Origin of the sequence: Paradesulfitobacterium ferrireducens (genome assembly GCF_017310645.1) — a bacterium.
Lineage (GTDB): Bacteria > Bacillota > Desulfitobacteriia > Desulfitobacteriales > Desulfitobacteriaceae > Paradesulfitobacterium > Paradesulfitobacterium ferrireducens.
In genome coordinates this window covers 95,491-112,500 of record NZ_JAFLRH010000002.1, presented here as the reverse complement: position 1 = coordinate 112,500, position 17,010 = coordinate 95,491, and the positions used below count along the sequence as shown (strand labels likewise).

15 protein-coding genes are annotated in these 17,010 nt (G+C 50.8%); all 15 read right to left on the bottom strand.

Features of this window, described 5'->3' with window-relative positions; genetic code table 11:
- Positions 1–196: 196 nt before the first annotated feature.
- On the bottom strand, positions 197–1,612 hold the full coding sequence (locus tag J0X21_RS00675; protein WP_206808649.1) for a sigma-54 interaction domain-containing protein: 1,416 nt from the start codon (positions 1,610–1,612) through the stop codon (positions 197–199).
- 104 nt (positions 1,613–1,716) lie between these two features.
- Positions 1,717–2,586, bottom strand: a complete 870-nt coding sequence (gene sucD, locus J0X21_RS00670; RefSeq protein WP_206808641.1) for a succinate--CoA ligase subunit alpha — start codon at positions 2,584–2,586, stop codon at positions 1,717–1,719.
- Positions 2,586–3,707, bottom strand: coding sequence for an ADP-forming succinate--CoA ligase subunit beta (gene sucC / locus J0X21_RS00665; RefSeq protein ID WP_206808639.1), 1,122 nt, complete (start codon positions 3,705–3,707; stop codon positions 2,586–2,588). The genes sucD and sucC overlap by 1 nt, the downstream gene beginning before the upstream one ends.
- A gap of 27 nt (positions 3,708–3,734) precedes the next feature.
- Entirely contained in the window at positions 3,735–4,460 is a 726-nt protein-coding gene (locus tag J0X21_RS00660; RefSeq protein WP_206808637.1) for a GntR family transcriptional regulator, read from the bottom strand.
- 90 nt (positions 4,461–4,550) lie between these two features.
- A complete protein-coding gene (locus tag J0X21_RS00655) occupies positions 4,551–5,144 on the bottom strand; it encodes a 2-oxoacid:acceptor oxidoreductase family protein (RefSeq protein ID WP_328811939.1) in 594 nt (197 codons plus the stop codon).
- Complete coding sequence (locus J0X21_RS00650; protein WP_206808636.1) at positions 5,125–5,943, bottom strand: 2-oxoacid:ferredoxin oxidoreductase subunit beta; 819 nt, start codon at positions 5,941–5,943, stop codon at positions 5,125–5,127. The genes J0X21_RS00655 and J0X21_RS00650 overlap by 20 nt, the downstream gene beginning before the upstream one ends.
- Positions 5,944–7,122 (bottom strand): 2-oxoacid:acceptor oxidoreductase subunit alpha, encoded by a 1,179-nt coding sequence (locus J0X21_RS00645; protein ID WP_206808635.1) that lies wholly within the window; start codon positions 7,120–7,122, stop codon positions 5,944–5,946.
- The gene (locus J0X21_RS00640) at positions 7,115–7,336 is read right to left on the bottom strand and encodes a 4Fe-4S binding protein (protein ID WP_206808634.1); all 222 of its coding nucleotides are present in this window, start codon (positions 7,334–7,336) and stop codon (positions 7,115–7,117) included. The genes J0X21_RS00645 and J0X21_RS00640 overlap by 8 nt, the downstream gene beginning before the upstream one ends.
- 27 nt (positions 7,337–7,363) lie before the next feature.
- Entirely contained in the window at positions 7,364–8,638 is a 1,275-nt protein-coding gene (locus J0X21_RS00635) for a nickel pincer cofactor-dependent isomerase, group 22 (protein WP_206808617.1), read from the bottom strand.
- 388 nt (positions 8,639–9,026) lie between these two features.
- Positions 9,027–10,241, bottom strand: a complete 1,215-nt coding sequence (locus J0X21_RS00630) for a (Fe-S)-binding protein (RefSeq protein ID WP_206808606.1) — start codon at positions 10,239–10,241, stop codon at positions 9,027–9,029.
- Between the two features lie 16 nt (positions 10,242–10,257).
- Positions 10,258–11,646, bottom strand: a complete 1,389-nt coding sequence (locus J0X21_RS00625) for an FAD-binding oxidoreductase (RefSeq protein ID WP_206808604.1) — start codon at positions 11,644–11,646, stop codon at positions 10,258–10,260.
- Positions 11,643–12,905: a Glu/Leu/Phe/Val family dehydrogenase gene (locus J0X21_RS00620; RefSeq protein WP_206808603.1), complete on the bottom strand. Its 1,263-nt coding sequence runs from the start codon at positions 12,903–12,905 to the stop codon at positions 11,643–11,645. Before J0X21_RS00620 ends, J0X21_RS00625 begins: the two co-directional genes overlap by 4 nt.
- Before the next feature lie 181 nt (positions 12,906–13,086).
- Positions 13,087–13,797, bottom strand: a complete 711-nt coding sequence (locus J0X21_RS00615; protein WP_206808601.1) for a FadR/GntR family transcriptional regulator — start codon at positions 13,795–13,797, stop codon at positions 13,087–13,089.
- A gap of 166 nt (positions 13,798–13,963) precedes the next feature.
- Positions 13,964–15,247 carry an aspartate aminotransferase family protein gene (locus tag J0X21_RS00610; protein WP_206808600.1) on the bottom strand — a complete coding sequence of 428 codons (1,284 nt, stop codon included), beginning with the start codon at positions 15,245–15,247 and terminating at the stop codon, positions 13,964–13,966.
- A 94-nt stretch (positions 15,248–15,341) separates the two neighbouring features.
- Complete coding sequence (locus tag J0X21_RS00605) at positions 15,342–16,997, bottom strand: M20/M25/M40 family metallo-hydrolase (protein ID WP_206808598.1); 1,656 nt, start codon at positions 16,995–16,997, stop codon at positions 15,342–15,344.
- Between the last annotated feature and the right edge of the window lie 13 nt (positions 16,998–17,010).

Below are 17,010 nucleotides of genomic sequence, written 5' to 3'. Positions count from 1 at the left end.
TATTCCAATAAAATCATGCAAAACCCGTACCAACTTTCAGATAATTGCAAAGGTTGCAGCTAAGGTCTTTCTTCACAAGGCAGTGCATACTTTATTTGCACCCGTTGCAGGGAGAAGAGGGCTTTGAGCTTAAGTGCAATCAGGTTTTCAAGGCAGATGCAAAATTTCATGCCACCGCCAATATTTTTTGCACGTGTTATCCCGTTTGATCCAAATTTAGTTTCCGAATGCGGTATTGCAGATTTTGACGCGCGATTCCTAAAGACTCGGCCGCTTTCGTTATATTTCCCCCATGGGCTTTCAGCGCATCTGTCAACACTTGTTTCTCAACATCGTGCAGAATCTGGGCCAGAGTGCCCTCAGCGTTGAGCGCGTTTCCTAATAAGGCCGGCTCCTGGTCGGAAAATCTCGTTTTTAAATAGGGCGGAAGATGTTCAATTTTAATCACCTGTCCCCCATCCAGCATATTGACTGCGCTTTCCAGCACATGTTCCAGTTCCCGCACATTGCCAGGCCAGGTGTAGCTATAAAATGCGTCCTTGAGTTCTGCGGAAATCCGAATTTCTTTGCGGCCATAAATCCTTTGAAACTTCTGCAGAAAATACCCGAGCAAGGCACCGATGTCCTCTTTCCTTTCCCTGAGGGGTGGAATGTAAAGGGAAATCACCGCCAAACGGTAAAATAAGTCTTTGCGCATACTTCCGTTATTGATGGATTCCCACGGGTCGACATTGGTTGAACTAATAACCCGGCAGCGTACCGGAATTTCCGTAGTTCCGCCCACTCTGCGCATCGATCTCTCTTGCAATACCCGCAGAAGTTTAGCTTGGAGACCGATGCTCATAGAATTCAACTCATCTAAAAACAGAGTCCCTTTTCCGGCCTGTTCGAACAGCCCCTTCCCGTCGACTGCACCGGTAAAAGCCCCTTTCACCGTTCCAAACAGGATACTTTCTAATAATGTTTCCGGAATGGCTGCGCAATTAATGGCTACAAAAGGTTCGTCCTTGCGGCTGCTATAATTATGAATCGCTTGTACCAGCAATTCTTTCCCGGTTCCGGTCTCTCCGAAAATAAGCAATGACCCGTCCGCTTCAGCTGCTTTTTTAGCGGAATTAAGCAGGCTCTGCATCACAGAACTCGCATATACCAAAGAGTCAAAGGTATACCGGGTGCCATTATTTTTAATATTCTCCCGATCCCGCCCAATTTGATCCTGAAGTTGGATTGTCTTGTCCAACAGTTCTTTGAATTTAGTAATATCGCGGCACACTGAGTAGGCCGCCACTACTTTCCCTTGATCCCAAACCGGAAAAGTGCCGGCCACGATGTTAATCTCTTTGCCGTTTGCCGTAAAATAGGTTCTTCTCTGTTCCAGGATAGGTTCTCCGGTCGTAATCACATGGAGATGCTCGCTCGTGTCAAAAGTTACCGCATCATAAACATCGCTTAGGTGCTTCCCGATGACATCGGCTGGATCTAAATCTTCTAACCGTCCCAGTTCTGAGTTGTAGAAAATGATTTGACCGGTATGATCGGTTACAATAATACCCTCATGGATGGATTCAAAGACCGCTGTCAAAATCTGAGCGAGCGGGACTTGACTTAACATTTTGGTCCTTTCCTCCTAATGTCAATGCACTGCAGAATTTTCCTCTAACATTCGTAAATTCGAGAATTTCTGTAAAATTCCTGCTTTTTGTATATAAAATATAGCTAACTCCCCATTATTTCAGAAAGCAGCTGGCTTACTTCCCAAGGCAAAGCAGCCACCTTGGCCCCGGCATCTGTCAGGGCTTCCACCTTGCTCTGGAACGTCCCTTTCCCCCGCTCGATAATAGCCCCGGCATGGCCCATCCGTTTCCCGGGAGGGGCGCTTTTCCCGGCGAGGAAGGCGACCACCGGCTTGCTCATACCTTTGATATAGTCGGCAGCGGTTTCTTCCGCATTGCCTCCGATTTCCCCGACTAAGACCACGGCTTGGGTTTCAGGGTCGGCTTCGAATTTCTTTAAGATGTCGACAAAGGAATAGCCGACGATACGATCCCCGCCTAAACCGACGACCGTAGACTGTCCGATCCCCGCTTTGGAGAGATGGGACACGATTTCATAGCTTAAGGTGCCGCTGCGGGCCACCACTCCGACTTGCCCGGGGAGGAAGATACTGTTGGGCATGATCCCGATTTTGGATTTTCCGGGAGAAATCACGCCAAAGGTGTTGGGGCCGACGATTTCCACCCCTTCTTTACGGGCGAAGGCCATGATATCTATGGCATCATGCAAGGGGACGTGCTCGGTAATGATGACCAGGGTTTTTATCCCTGCCTCCATGGCTTCGTAGGCGGCATCTTTGACGAATCTGGCGGGTATGAAGATGACGGAGGCATCGATTCGTTCATGAGTGACCGCTTCGGCAACACTATGATAGACCGGAACCCCTTGGACTTCCTGCCCGCCTTTGCCGGGGGAGACCCCGGCTGTAATTTTGCTTCCGTAGGCCAGCATCTGGGCAGTGTGGAACTGTCCTTGGTTGCCGGTGATGCCTTGGACCAGGATATGGGTGTGTTCATTCAGGATAATAGCCATTAGTTTAGCCTCCCTTCACCGGCTAGGGCTACAACGCGCTGGACGGCTTCCGCAACTTCTTCATAGGAGTCGATGCCGTGCTGGCGCAGGATGGCGACCCCTTCCGCCTGGTTGGTTCCGACCAGGCGGATGACAACCGGGATTTGGATGTCGAGCGAATTCTTGACTTGGACATAGGCTTTGGCGACATCATCACAGCGGGTGATTCCGCCAAAGACATTGATAAGCAACGCTTTGGGGTTGGCGGAAAGGAGAATTTCCAGGGCCTGGGCCATGGCTTCGGTGCCGGCGCCCCCGCCGGCGTCCATGAAGTTGCGCGGGTCCCCGCCGAAATGCTTGATGATGTCCAGAGTGGCCATGGTAATTCCCGCTCCGTTGGCCATGACTCCAATGTCTCCGTCGAGTTCGACGTAGGAGATGCCAAGCTCCCGCGCTTTGACTTCCCGCTCGGTCCGTTCTTCGACGTTAGGAACCTCTGCCGGATAGCGAAAAAAGGCTTCATCATCAAGGGTGATTTTGCCGTCAGCAGCCAAGACTTGGCCTTTGGATATCACCAAAGGATTGATTTCCACCAGTTCGGCATCATAGGCACGGAAGATTTGGTACATTTTAAGGATAATGTCAGCGGCTTGGTATGCTTCCTCTCCGCTTAAGCCTAAGCGGCGGGCGATGTCTTGGGCGGCGTAGGGTCTCAGCCCAATCGTGACGTCGATTAAACGTTTAATGAGCTTATCGTCCGGAACCTCTTCGATTTCCACGCCTCCGGCAGCGGATGCAAGGAGGAGCGGACCTTTGGCCTGGCTGTCCACGGTGATGGCAACATAGAGTTCTTTCTCAATCTTTAATTTTTCTTCGATGAGGATGGTTTCTACCGGCAAACCTTTAATTTTTAGGTTTAGGAGTTCTCGGACCCGTTCGGCAGCATCTTCGGGGGTGTCCGCAAATTTAATACCGCCGGCCTTGCCCCGCCCGCCGGAAAGCACTTGGGATTTCAAGGCCACCGGGGCATGCTCTTTGACAAACTCTGTAACCTTTTCCGCTTGGGTAAAGACCGCCCCTTGGGGAACGGGGATTCCACTTAGGCGGAAGATGTCTTTGGCCATGTATTCGTAAAGCTTCATGGGCTTGATCCTTTCTCACAAAATTATTTATTCTACAGAACCTATGCGTTGGCTCCAGTATTCGAGCAGGTCGTTTAAGGCGCTGTTTAAATGTTCTTCGATTCTCTCTTTGGCCTTCGCAGAGTCACGCTCCAACAGGGCTTCATAAATGGCTTTGTGTTCCTGAACCATGATGGGGGCGCGCAGGGTGAGGAAGCTGATGCTGGATTTTAAGAAGCCATTCCAAAGATGCACGATCATTTTGTAGAGGCGGGGGGATTTGGCGGCAGTGTATATGGTTTGGTGAAAAGAGACATTGAGCTTGGACAGTTCGGTTAAATCGGTAGTCTCGAGGCATTTCTCCATGCCGGCGCAGATTTGCCCCAGTTCTTTGAGCTCGTCAGACGTTAAGTTGTTGCAGGCGAGCTGGATGGCCGCTCCTTCTAAGAGGGCGCGCATGAAGTAGATTTCTCTTAAGTCATCCAGAGTAAAGGTTGCAACCGAAAAGCCTTTGTATGGGTGAAAGTCGACCAGACTATCCGCTTCAAGACGCAAGAGCGCTTCCCTGACCACCATGCGGTTCACAGAGAGCTCAACCGCGATTTCATCCTGCAACAGGCGGTGCTCAGGAGGCAAGACGCCGGAAAGAATGGCATCGCGCAGGTTTTCATACACCATTTGCTGGGCAGACGCGTTATTTTCCGCTTTTTCCAACGGAATGGGTTTACTGGGCATCCTGAAATTGCCCCGGTATTTCTCAAGCATTTCTTTCATTCGATTTTCCCTCCTTGAAATAAGGCTATGAGATTAGGAATTTGGATTTGAGTCTTAGGCTCAACCATTCTCCATTCTGACTCCTGATTACTATAATCTAACGAGCTTTTCCCCAGCCTCCAGGGCCTTTTTATTCAAGTCTGCGTAAGCTTTAGGAACCCGCTTAAGGACAGCCTTTTCCAAAGCTTCCGGGCTTACCAGAGCGGCGGCGCGGTTCAAGGCACCGAGAGCCACGATGTTGGCGACCATTTCTTTGCCCAAGTCTTGTTTAGCTGTTTGGATAATCGGCAGTTGTAAGACATTGGCCTGGGTCTCCGGCACCCGTTCCACGAGCAGAGAGTCCACGATGACCAAAGCTTCCTTTGAGACAGAAGGCAGGTATTTGTCACAGGCTTCCTGGGTCAAGGCGAGCAGGATGTCCGGACGTTGCACATGCGGGTAATCGATAAGGTCGCTGGAGAGGATGACTTCGGCGCGCGAGGCGCCTCCCCGGGCTTCCGGACCATAGGCCTGGGTCTGGATGGCATTATAGCCCTCGCTTAAAGCGGCATCGGCGAGAATGATTCCGGCCAGGATCAAACCCTGCCCGCCTGAACCTGAGAGCTGGATTTGGAGAGGGTCAGGCCAAGTTTGCTTCATTTGTTCAGGATTTTGTTGAACCTGTTCACTCTTGTCCGCGGGCACGTTTGATCACCTCCATGTAGGCTTGGGTAAATTCCGGGGCTTCATGCCGGTGCAAAAGCCCGATGGTAAATTGTCCGTCTTTAACTTCCGCTTTTCCGGCGCGTACTTTGTCAATCCAAACGGCATTGTCTTTTTGCCAGCGCACCATATCGCTGGGAGAAGCCATGCCATTGCGCCGCCCGTAGGAAGTGGGGCAGTGGGTGACGGCTTCAATCAGGGAAAAGCCGGGGTTTTGGGCTCCATCAATAATAAGTTGGGTTAAAAGCTGGTTATGGTAGGTGGTGGCGCGGCCGACATAGGTTGCTCCCGCCCCTTCAGCCAGGCGGCAGATGTCAAAGGATTGTTCAATCATGCCGTAGGGCGCGGTAGTTGCTTTTTTGTCACGGGGGGTTAAAGGCGAGAACTGGCCCCCGGTCATGCCGTAGATGTTGTTGTTAAAGATGATAGCTGTTAAATCAATGTTGCGGCGGGCGGCGTGGATCAGATGGTTGCCGCCGATGGCTGAGGAATCGCCGTCACCCATGATGACAAAAACTTTGAGGTTGGGGTTGGCAAGTTTGATGCCGGTGGCAAAGGGCAGAGCCCGTCCGTGAGTAGTGTGGACCGTGTCAAAGTTGAGGTACCCTGCGGCCCGTGAGGAACAGCCGATGCCGGAGACGATGACGACTTCGTCCCGGGGGTAGTTTAACCGTTCCAGGGCGACGGCGAAGTCGCGCAGGATGATGCCGTTGCCGCAGCCAGGACACCAAATATGCGGGAGGGTTTCTTGCCGGAAGTAGTCCATAACATCGAATGACATTTAGATCCCCTCCTTCTTAGAGGATTTACGAGACTTAACAGGCTTTAGTTCCTTCACTGCTTCCAGGATCTCATCCGGGTTAAACAGTTCCCCATCCACCCGGCTGAGAGGCTGCACCAGGGAGCGGCCTTTAGCAATGCGCTCAACTTCCAGAACCAGCTGGCCCAGGTTCATTTCCGGTACGAGGATTGGAATCCCTCTCTCTGCAACTTCCTCGATGGCTTTTTCCGGGAAAGGCCAGAGGGTGGTGGGCCGGATCATGCCGACTTTGAGTCCTTGGGCCCGTGCCAGCTTCAGGGCGCGTAAAGAAGTGCGGGCGGTACTGCCATATGCAAAAATGACCATGTCGGCATCCCCTGTTTGAGTCAGTTCATAATCGATGATTTCATCCCGATGGGCTTCGACCTTTCCGCTGAGCCTGCGGATAAGGTCATTCGTGACTTGGGGACTGCCGCTTGGGTGTCCGACGTCATCGTGCACGAGTCCGGTGACATTACAGCGGTAGCCCATACCGAAGTCTGCCACTGCTGGGACCTCATCAAGCGCGCCGCCGAACGGCCGGTAATTTTCCCGTCCGCCCTGGGGACGCGGTCTTTCAATCAGTTTTAATTGGCGCGGGTCCGGCATTCTTACCCCTTCACGCAGATGAGCCACCACTTCGTCCATAAGGAGGATAACCGGGGTTCTGAAGCGTTCGGATAAGTTCACGGCTTTCACCGTCAGGGTGTAGGTTTCCTGGGCTGACCAGGGAGAGAGGACGATGGCCGGATGATCCCCGTGTGTCCCCCAGCGGGCTTGCATGACATCCCCTTGGGCAGGAGCGGTGGGACGGCCGGTGCTCGGCCCGCCGCGCTGAACATTAACAATGACACAGGGGACTTCGGTCATGCAGGCATAGCCTAAGTTTTCCTGCATCAGGGAAAAGCCGGGACCACTGGTGGCGGTCATGGATTTGACTCCGGCCAGGGAAGCTCCGATGATGGATGCGATACTCGCGATCTCGTCTTCCATCTGAATGAACTTGCCGCCGAGAGCCGGGAGCTTTTCGGCCATGCCTTCGGCGATTTCGGTTGAGGGAGTGATGGGGTAACCCCCGAAAAAGCGGACTCCGGCATCGAGAGCCGCTTGGACGCAGGCTTCATTGCCTTGCATTAAGCGAACTTCTGCTAATTCACGCATTTTTTATCACCCTAATTGCAAAATCCGGGCAGGTGCTCTCGCACAGGCCGCAGGCAATGCATTTTTCAGCTTCCACGACTTTAATCTTGCCCAATAAATCTAAAGCCAACACCGAGCGCGGGCAGGCAGCGACACATAAGTTGCACCCTTTGCACCATTGCTTTTTGATTTCAAGCTCACATTTTGGAGTTTTATTGGTTTCGATCTGAATCATGATCCCAGTCTCCTCCTAACCCTAAGATTAATCTGCTAATAGTTCCCCGCTCTCCGTAAAATGCAGCGGCCGAAGATCCCCTACGATCTCTATCCTGGAATCTAACCGTGCTTGAGGAATGAGGTGCTCCGAAATAAAAATCTCATCCAATTTCAAGGTATTTTTGATCCTAACCATTCTAATCTTGGTGTAATCCACCTCAGAACACGTCTGGATAGCCGCTTTAATCGCCAGCAGATCATTAGGCATAACCACCGGGATCTTCGATGCTTCCGGCACTCTGGAGGTCAAAGGGTTAGGGTAAGTTTGATTAAAATCAAGCTTATCCAACACCCTTCTGGTACATACATCGGCCAAGCCCAGACCGTGAAAATTGCCATGGGTTTCCTCGGTCAAGTCTAAAACGGCGATTCTTTGCATACTCGGCTTACATTTAACTGCCGCAGTCGGAAACCGGTTGATAATATTCGTATCCATACCCAAACCGCTGATGTTCTTGCCAATCTCATCAACAATGAGAACTTCAAATTCTGAAAATAGGATATGCGGCAAATTGCTCCGAGCCTCCTCCAGGAGCTCCGGCTCACACGCTAAAATTTCTTCTTTGGGAAGGACAACAATCTTGCAGGTCTCGTCATACGCATTCTCTAAAATGCCTACGCCAAAAATGACATTGGATCGTTCAAGGGCCACCCGGGCAATGTCTTCTATTCTCTGGGACATCTGCGCCGGGCCTGCGGCATGGCAGCACTCTGCTCCTTTTTGTTTGCCTAGCCCGATTGCGATCATCTTAGCCAACCCGCTCTCAAAAGACCCGCGGAAAGTAGTATGCGGTTTGATCCGGCCAACCACCACGGTCGCATCCGCCATCGTGGCTGCATACTTGTCAAAGTAGACCGGTATCCCAGCGGCTGTCTCTCCAATTTGCACCACTTCCATGCTGGCATGGATCGGAGCGTCCACCGTCTCCTCGCTGATTCCCAAGCTGCGGAGTACTTCAACTTGTCCCTCTGCTGTCGCCCCGCCATGACTCCCCATGGCCGGAATGATAAATGGCTCTGCGCCCACTGCCTTCAAATTCGCCAAGACTTCGCGCAGGATCAGGGCTATGTTCGCGATGCCTCGGCTTCCGGCCGTGACAGCCACCCTGTCCCCGCTTTTGATTCTGCCGAGAATTTGCGGATGCACCAAGCTTTCTCTTAATGCTTTAGGAATGTCTGTCACTATAGGTCTAGGAAAACTTTGCTTTATTCTTGCCATTCTGGGAATTTGGATCGGGGCAAGCAACTGCTCTAAACTCATGTGCCATCCTCCCTTCCAAGCGGCACTACTGATGAAAGAAAAAAGTCAAGGTGCATTACCCGCATCCTTCGCCGCGAAAGTAGTTCTCTCTGGTTTGCGGCTTCGGCGATTGCCTCCACCGGAGACAATCGTACCACGCGCCAGATGCTCGAACAGCGTGAAGCTGTTCGCCGAAGGATGAGCTTGTTGATTCAGCTACAGCGCCAAACCTTAGGGTAATACCTGAAGTGCGCCGCTCCTGTGCCGTCCTGGCACTCGCGGCATCAGTCCCGTTAGTCCTTGAACGGACTAACGCACTTGTTTCCGTGGACAAGTCCCGTGGCACTGGGTCTCACATTCTGACTCCTGACTCCTGTCTCCTGACTCCTGGCTAATCACATTAACTTATTTATAACACCTGACTAATGTGCATTGCTTTGAAACGGCCGCTTTGCTGCTCTCCTTTCGCCAGCTGCATTAAACAAGCCGGACACTCTGTCACCACAACATCCGCATCCGTGCTTTCGATGTTCTTTACTTTTTCGCTTAAAATTTTGCGGGATGCTTCCGGAAAATCCAGATAAAAGGTGCCGGCCCCGCCGCAGCATTTGTCAGCCCGGGGCATTTCCACATACTCGGCGGCACGCTGCAAAAGGTCCCTTGGCTGTTTCTTAATTCCTTGCCCCCGCACAAGATGACAAGGATCATGATAAGTTACTCTCAAAGCGTTTTTCTGCTTTGGCTGATAGCCGACATCATAGAGATATTCACTTAGGCCCATCACTTTGCTGCTAAACTCCTGTGCCCTTGCGGCCCACTGAGGATCAGCCGCCAGGCGGTGCCCATACTCTTTCAGGGAACTGCCGCAACTGGCACAATCCGTAATGATCCGATCCGCATCCGCAAAAGCTTCAATGTTCTTCTTGGCCAATGCTTGAGCTTGATCCGCCATGCCATGAGCCAAATGGGGCATCCCGCAGCAGGCACTCTCCGGAATGGTGACCTCAGCCGTCCGGCTCAGCAATTTGACTGTTGCCTGGGCTGCCGCCGGAAAGAACATCTTCATTGCGCACCCCTGGAAATAGGCAATTTTACCGGGATGCGGCCTTTCCGGATGTGGTATGTTTGAGAGGGCAGGAAAGGCAGCGGGTCCCGCAGCCATTTCCCGATAGCCGGCCTTAGTGTGCTCCAACGGCACCACGCACCGCAGCAGTCCGCCTAAGCCGGTTTTCTTGCTTAACTTCAATGTCCCAGCCGCCAATTTAATCAGTACGTTATTTCCTAGAAAGCCTGCAAGCAGGCGGTGCTTGGCCCGGCGCCCCAACTTCACAGCCATATATTGCCTGGCCTCAATCATTGCCTCGTCCGTTTTAACTTTGCTCGGACAATTCTCCGTACACGCCTTGCACAACAGGCAAAATTCAAAGGCTTCCGCCATCTTGGAATCAGGAGTTAATCCGCCCTCGGCCATGGCTCTGACCGTGGCGAGCCTGCCTCTGGCTACTGCCGCCTCCCGGTGAGCCACGTCATACACCGGACAAACAGTTAAACAGGCCCCGCAGCGGTCACACTGGTTAACGATCGCTTGGATCTTAGCAAGAGACATCTTTTCAGTCTTGTTCACGCACATTCATCCATTCTCAGAAGATCTTCCCCGGGTTCAGTATTCCTGCCGGATCCAGAGCCTTTTTAATGCTCCGGATCGCAGCCATACCCGTCTCTCCCAAAGCGTCAGCAAGATAGTCTTTTTTGGTAAGCCCGATCCCGTGTTCGCCGGACAGAGTTCCGCCCACCGCCAAGGCTGCTTGGAAAATCTCGCCCACCGCTTGCTCCACTTTTTCCTTTTCCCCCGGAGCGTTCAGGTCTGCCAGGAGGGAAGGATGCAAGTTGCCGTCCCCGGCGTGACCGAATACCGCCAATTGCAAACCATATCTGGCCGCAATTTCCCGCAAGCGTTTGACAATCTCCGGCAAAGCAGCCCGCGGCACTGAAATATCTTCGGCTATTCGATTCGCAGCAAGGGCCGCAATTGCAGAACTCATGCCCCTCCTCAAACTCCAGAGTTCATCTTCCTCCTCTTTGGTCTTGGCAATCCGGAATTGCACAGAGCCGCACTCGGCGCATAATCTCTCCGCTTCCCCGATTTGGGCGTCCAAACCGGCCTCGCTGTCCCCGTCGAACTCAAAGATAACACCGGCTTTAACCCTCGGATCGAGTTCAATATTCCTGAATTTGGCAACGGCCTCAATGCTGATCTGATCCATCAGTTCCGCGGCTGCCGGAATGGCCCCCGATTTAATGGACCGGCTTACCGCTGCACAGGCTCCGTCCAAGGAGTCAAACAAAGCCTGTGCCGTTCGCCGGATTTTGGGCATAGGAATCAGCCTCAGAATGGCCCGGGTGATAATTCCCAAAGTCCCTTCCGAGCCAACAAACAACCGGGTCAGATCATACCCTGTGACATTTTTAATCATCTTGCCCCCGGTTTGGAGCACGCTCCCGTCAGCCAGAACGACCTCAAGCCCCATCACATAATCTCCTGTCACCCCGTATTTGACAGCCCTCGGCCCCCCGGCATTTTCCGCAATATTTCCCCCAATCGTGGACTGTTTGAGACTGGAAGGATCAGGCGGATAAAACAACCCCCGCTCGGCACAGAACTGGTAGATATCCTGTGTCTTTACCCCTGGTTCAACCGTCAGCATCAGGTTTTGGTCATCGAGCTCAAGAATTTGATTCATCTCATCAAGACACAACACGAGACCACCCTCGGCCGGAACGCTGCCCCCGGTACGGCCGGTGCCCAAACCCCTGGCCACGACCGGTATCCTGTACTTATGCGCCAGTTTCATGATGGCGGCAACTTCTTGCGTTGACTGAGGCTTAAGCACCAAGTCCGGTTTAGCCGCCGGAAGCAGCGGCAAGAACGAAGCATCGTAAGAATACGTAAACAGGTCTAAATTTTCGTTCAATAAGCCTCTTGCCCCCACGATTTGGGAAAACTCGTTTATAACCTTCTCGTCAATCATGGAAATACGCCTCTAATCCTCTTGGCGCGGACCATCCTGTCAATGGCTACCATATAAGCACCCATGCGCATGGTTGTGTTATTTTCATTTTTCTTATCCCATACTTCGTTAAAGGCCCTGATCATTATTTTCTCAAGAGCACGGTTAACCTCTTCTTCATCCCACATCAGAGACTGAATGTTTTGTACCCATTCGAAATATGAGACAACAACACCACCGGCATTAGCCAAAATATCCGGGACTATCATCTTATTGTGCTTCTCGAGAATTTTATCCGCCTCCACCGTTGTTGGACCATTCGCGCCTTCAACAATTACCGTTGCTTTGATATCAGCAGCAATCCGCTCTGTGATCTGGTTCTCTAAAGCAGCAGGTATGAGCACATCACATTCGATCGTCAGCAAATCTTGATTGCTAATATGGGCGACACCGGGGGCATCGTAATCCCTTAGGACTTTTCCGTCTTTATGCGCTAGGAAACTTAAGATTTCCTCAACATTTAGACCTGTATTGCAATAGATTCCCCCCGATACGTCACTCACAGCGACAATTTTGCAGCCTTCATGATGCAATAACCTAGCTGCTGTTCCACCTACATTCCCCATGCCCTGCACGGCAACTTTTGTGCCAATGATGGGCATCCCTATGCGGTGGAGTATCTCGCGAGTCATAAACATAACTCCGCGTCCGGTAGCTTCCCGTCTCCCCAGGGAACCGCCCATATCTATTGGTTTACCTGTTACAACTCCGGGAACGGTATAACCCTTAAACATGCTGTAGGTGTCCATAATCCAGCCCATTACCTCGGCATCCGTATTCACATCAGGTGCGGGAATATCCCGTTCAGGGCCGATCAAGGGCAGGATCATGGCTGTATATCTTCTTGTGAGTTTTTTTAATTCATTCTTAGAAAGTTCTTTTGGATCTACTTTTACAGCACCCTTACCACCACCGTAAGGTATATTTACGACTGCGCATTTAAAAGACATCCAAGCTGCCAGTGCCTTCACTTCATCGATATCAACATCCTGGTGATACCGAATACCGCCTTTACACGGTCCTCTCGAACTGGAGTGCTGTACCCGGTAGCCCTCAAAGACCCTGATCGATCCGTCGTCCATCTCTACCGGTACAGCTACCTTCAATTCTCTTTCCGGATACTTGATCGTCACATAGTCATTTTCTTCTAGATCTAATAATTTTGCCGCCTGTTCCAGAACTTCCAACATGTTGTTATAGGGATTGTACGATTTGCTCATGCATTCTCCTCCTCTTCACTGAAATAAAGATGTCACTACCTCCCCGATCATGTTTTCTTTCCTGAGTATATGTATGTTGTATGACAACTACAGTTTAACACCATACATTCTTGCTTGACAATAAGAATTTTTTCGTAAAAGAAAGAACGGTAGAGCATATCCCCGTTCTATTTTCCTTTATTCATTCGGCTGGCGATGTATGGTCAGTACCCGTAATTTTTTCCCTGACTTTTTGCAAGTGAACTTCACTTTGGACTTTGGCCAAATCAGCGTGTCTGTCTCTGATTGCTTCAAAAATGGCAACGTGCTCTTTATAGACTTGCTGGCGTTTGCGTTGCCGGCCCACATTTTGAGTCAGAGTAAGGGCAAGGCTTCTATGGTAGTGTTCTGAAATATAATTGATAATATCCAACATGATCGGATTGTGGGCAGCGATAACAATGGCCCGGTGGAAAGAGAAGTCTTCCCCTTCGCCAACGGCTTGGTCATTACTGCTCACGGCTTCAACCCGGCTCAACGCCCTTTCCATATTCTCCAAATCCCGCTTGTCATATCTTAAGGCAGCAAGCGCTGCCGCCCCCGGCTCGATCATCTGCCGCATTTCCAAGAGATAAAGCGTATCTTTCAGATCCATGACCTTATCAACGAGCGGCTGCAGAACCGGACTGTCGAGTGCAGCTTTGACATAGCTTCCTCCACCCTGGCGCGACTCAATTATTCCAGAAGTCGTCAGGACGCTCAAGGCTTCACGCACTGGGGAACGGCTTACCCCAAACATCTTGGCCAATTCGTTTTCCGAGGGCAAGCGGTCTCCCTGGGCATAATGACCATACTGAATCATTCTCATCAATTCTTCAACAATTTGTTCGGATGCCTTGCGTCTGGATATCATATGCTTCCCACCTAGTTACGCTAAACTTCTTCGATCTCCCTGACCCGTTCTTTTATCTTTGCCTTAAAACAAATCATTGGAGTTCTCGATTATCTTATTCTCCCCAATTGAAGCAAATCCTTCCCCGCTGCACCGAGCAAATGTGAGGAAACTAGCCAACCACTGGTTAAACAAATATTTCAGCTAAAGCTGCACGGAGAATAGTTACCGCTTGGTCGATTTCCGGTTTGGACACCGCCGTCGGCGGAATAAAGCGAATAACATTTTTATCCGTCCCACAAGTTAGTAAGATGAGTCCCTTTTCCAACGCTTTCTCCTTCAGCAGACTGACTGCTTGGGCATCCGGTTTGCGGTCCTCCGTCATAAGCTCCATTCCGATCATCAGACCCAAACCGCGGATATCCCGGATTGCCGGATAAGATTCTTTCAGTTCGTTCAATTGGTCCTTAAAGTATTGGCCCATGGCCAAAGCGTTATTCAGCAAACCTCCTTCCAAGAGCTCAATCACGGCTAAAGAAGCGGCACAGGCGACCGGATTGCCGCCAAACGTGCCGCCATGGGTTCCTGCCGGCCACTGGTCCATTAGATCGGCACGCGCCACGATCGCGCTCAATGGAAATCCATTGGCAATCCCTTTGGCTAGCGTTAAGATATCCGGTTTCACATCGAAATGCTGCCAAGCAAACATTTTACCGGTACGACCAAAACCTGTTTGAATTTCATCAAATATTAACATAATCCCATGTTTATCGCAAATCTCACGAATAGCCTTCACAAAAGATACCGGCGGAACAATGTATCCGCCCTCGCCTTGGACCGGTTCCATAATAATCGCTGCCACCTGATCCGGCGCAATTAGAAAATGGAAAATATCGTCCAGATCAGCGAGGCAACGCTGCGTTTCCAGTTCCTCGCTTAAGCCGGTTCGGAAGGCATAAGGATACTCCGCGTGATAAACACTGGGCAATAAACCCTCGTAATCTTTACGGTAGAGGGCATTGGAAGCAGTTAAGGTGGTAGCGGCCAAGGTCCGGCCATGAAAGCTGCGTTTAAAAGAAATAATCCCGGGGCGCTGCGTAACCTTCTTAGCCAGTTTAATAGCGCCTTCATTCACTTCCGCCCCGCTGTTGGAAAAATAAACCTTGCAGCCGCCGCCATTCAGTTCATTCAGTTTTTCCGCCAGTTCAACATATACCGGGTAATACACGACATTATGGCCGCCATGAACTAAAGTATCAATTTGAGCTTTAGCCCGCTCAATCACCAGGGGATGATTATGACCGACATTGGTAACTGCAACCCCGCTGGCAAAATCTAAATACTTCTTGCCGTCTTCTCCCCATAAATATGAACCCTGCCCTTTAACCACGCCCAGTTGGGTTGCTCTCCCCGCAACGGGAGGCATGACAGCTTGAGCCCGTTCATAGAGTGACTTCGTTGTAGCATCCATATTCCATCTCTCCTTTAGTGTTCTCCCGCTCATATTCTCGTTCAAATGCTAGCTCCCGCTCATATCCTCATTTTCGACGCTGCCCCCGGCATACTCATTTGCGCAACCAGGATAGGCTCATATCCCTGATCAGCCTGGGTACGATTCCAAACGAATATGGTTTGTAGACTCTTTCCGTCCAGCGGTGGGCATCCAAGCCGTAGACCCCGGCATTAATCGCCGGAATATTGAGTTCCCGTATTTTGGCAACAGGGACAGGATAGATTTTTTCCCATTCCGGGAAGTTGTCAATCAGAGCAGCCACTTCTTCGTCCGTATCATGCAAGGATAAGTAGCTGCTGTCTGAGAGATAGGGAAAAAAACGTTTGACCGCAAATTGTTCATTTGACGTGTGCTCCCAATGCTTGAGCACTTGCTTGATCGTAACTAAAACTTCTTCATCCCTCGCATTATCTCCCTTAAGATAATTATGCGGGCAATAGGGAGGTGCAAAGAACATAACCGTGCAGGGGTTTGCCTTCTGATCCAGTTGGCGCAGGGTATCCACGATGCGGAAACAAAGCTGGCGCAGCTCCAGGTCGGGCTGCTCAGCCACGACTCTCGCTGTGACTTCCGCGACGTTCACCCCTTGTTTGGCCAGTTTCGCACAAAATTCCTGATAAGTATAGACTTCCATCTTCCATGAAGGAAGCTCTGCCGGGAAACCGTTCGTCTCAGCAAAACTCCGGTATTGTTCTTCATAGTAATGCTGGACATTGGCCACCGCTTGTAAGGCCACATTTTTTAGTTTGGCTAAAACATCTTTGGGTGAGGCCGCCAAAACCATGAAATTAAAATAGAGCAGGCCTGTCACCGCAGTCTGGACATTGTAAAAAGCTTTGCTGTCTCTCTGATGCAAGGTGGAAGGCGGTATGATCAGCTCACCCTCCATCTGTTCCGTCAAGTCCATATTATTGCCAATCAGGCGATTCAGCTCCGAGGTAACCAGAGTGGGATCCAGACCCGTTAACGTCTGGCCCACATGCGCTTCCCGGCCATAAACGTAAAAACAAGGCAAAAGCTTGCCTCCTGCCCCTGTATAGATATATTTAGTCCTGTCTCCGGGAAATAAGGGGGAAATATAGTCAGTGTTGATGGCACAAATGAATTCTAGTTTTTCCTCCTGGCGCAGGCGCAACAATTCATCCACTGCAGCCATGATTCCGGTATGCTGGTTTTCTTCCACCGGATTGGCCATGAAAATAATTTCCCCGGCCCAATCTTCCCTGTGTTCCGAAAAGTAGAGCACATTGGCCAGATGGACCGCGATTCCGCTTTTCATATCGACTGCCCCGCGCCCAAACATCCAATCACCTGATAAAGCTTGGACTTGAATTTCTTTGTTTTCCTCCCACTTTTCAAAAAACCGCAGCAATTGCTCAGGGTTATGCGCCAGCCCTTGCAAATGACCATAATCCTCAATTCCTACGGTATCCAGATGGGCGTGAAAGATAACCGTTCTTTTCGTACTGCCGCCACCTTTGAGGCGGGCAAACACATTTTTTCTACCCAAAGGATCATGAGGCAATGCTTGAGTCCAGACTCGATCAGGATGACTTTGAAAATAGGGATAACTACGAAGAATCGCTTCGATACGATCAGCGATCTCCACTTCTCCCTTCGTTCCGTTGATGCTCAGTGTCTGAACGAGAGACGTGGTGATCTTCTCGACTTGTTCAGCTAGAGCTACATTTTTAAGTTCGCGGTACAATATATTCCTCTCC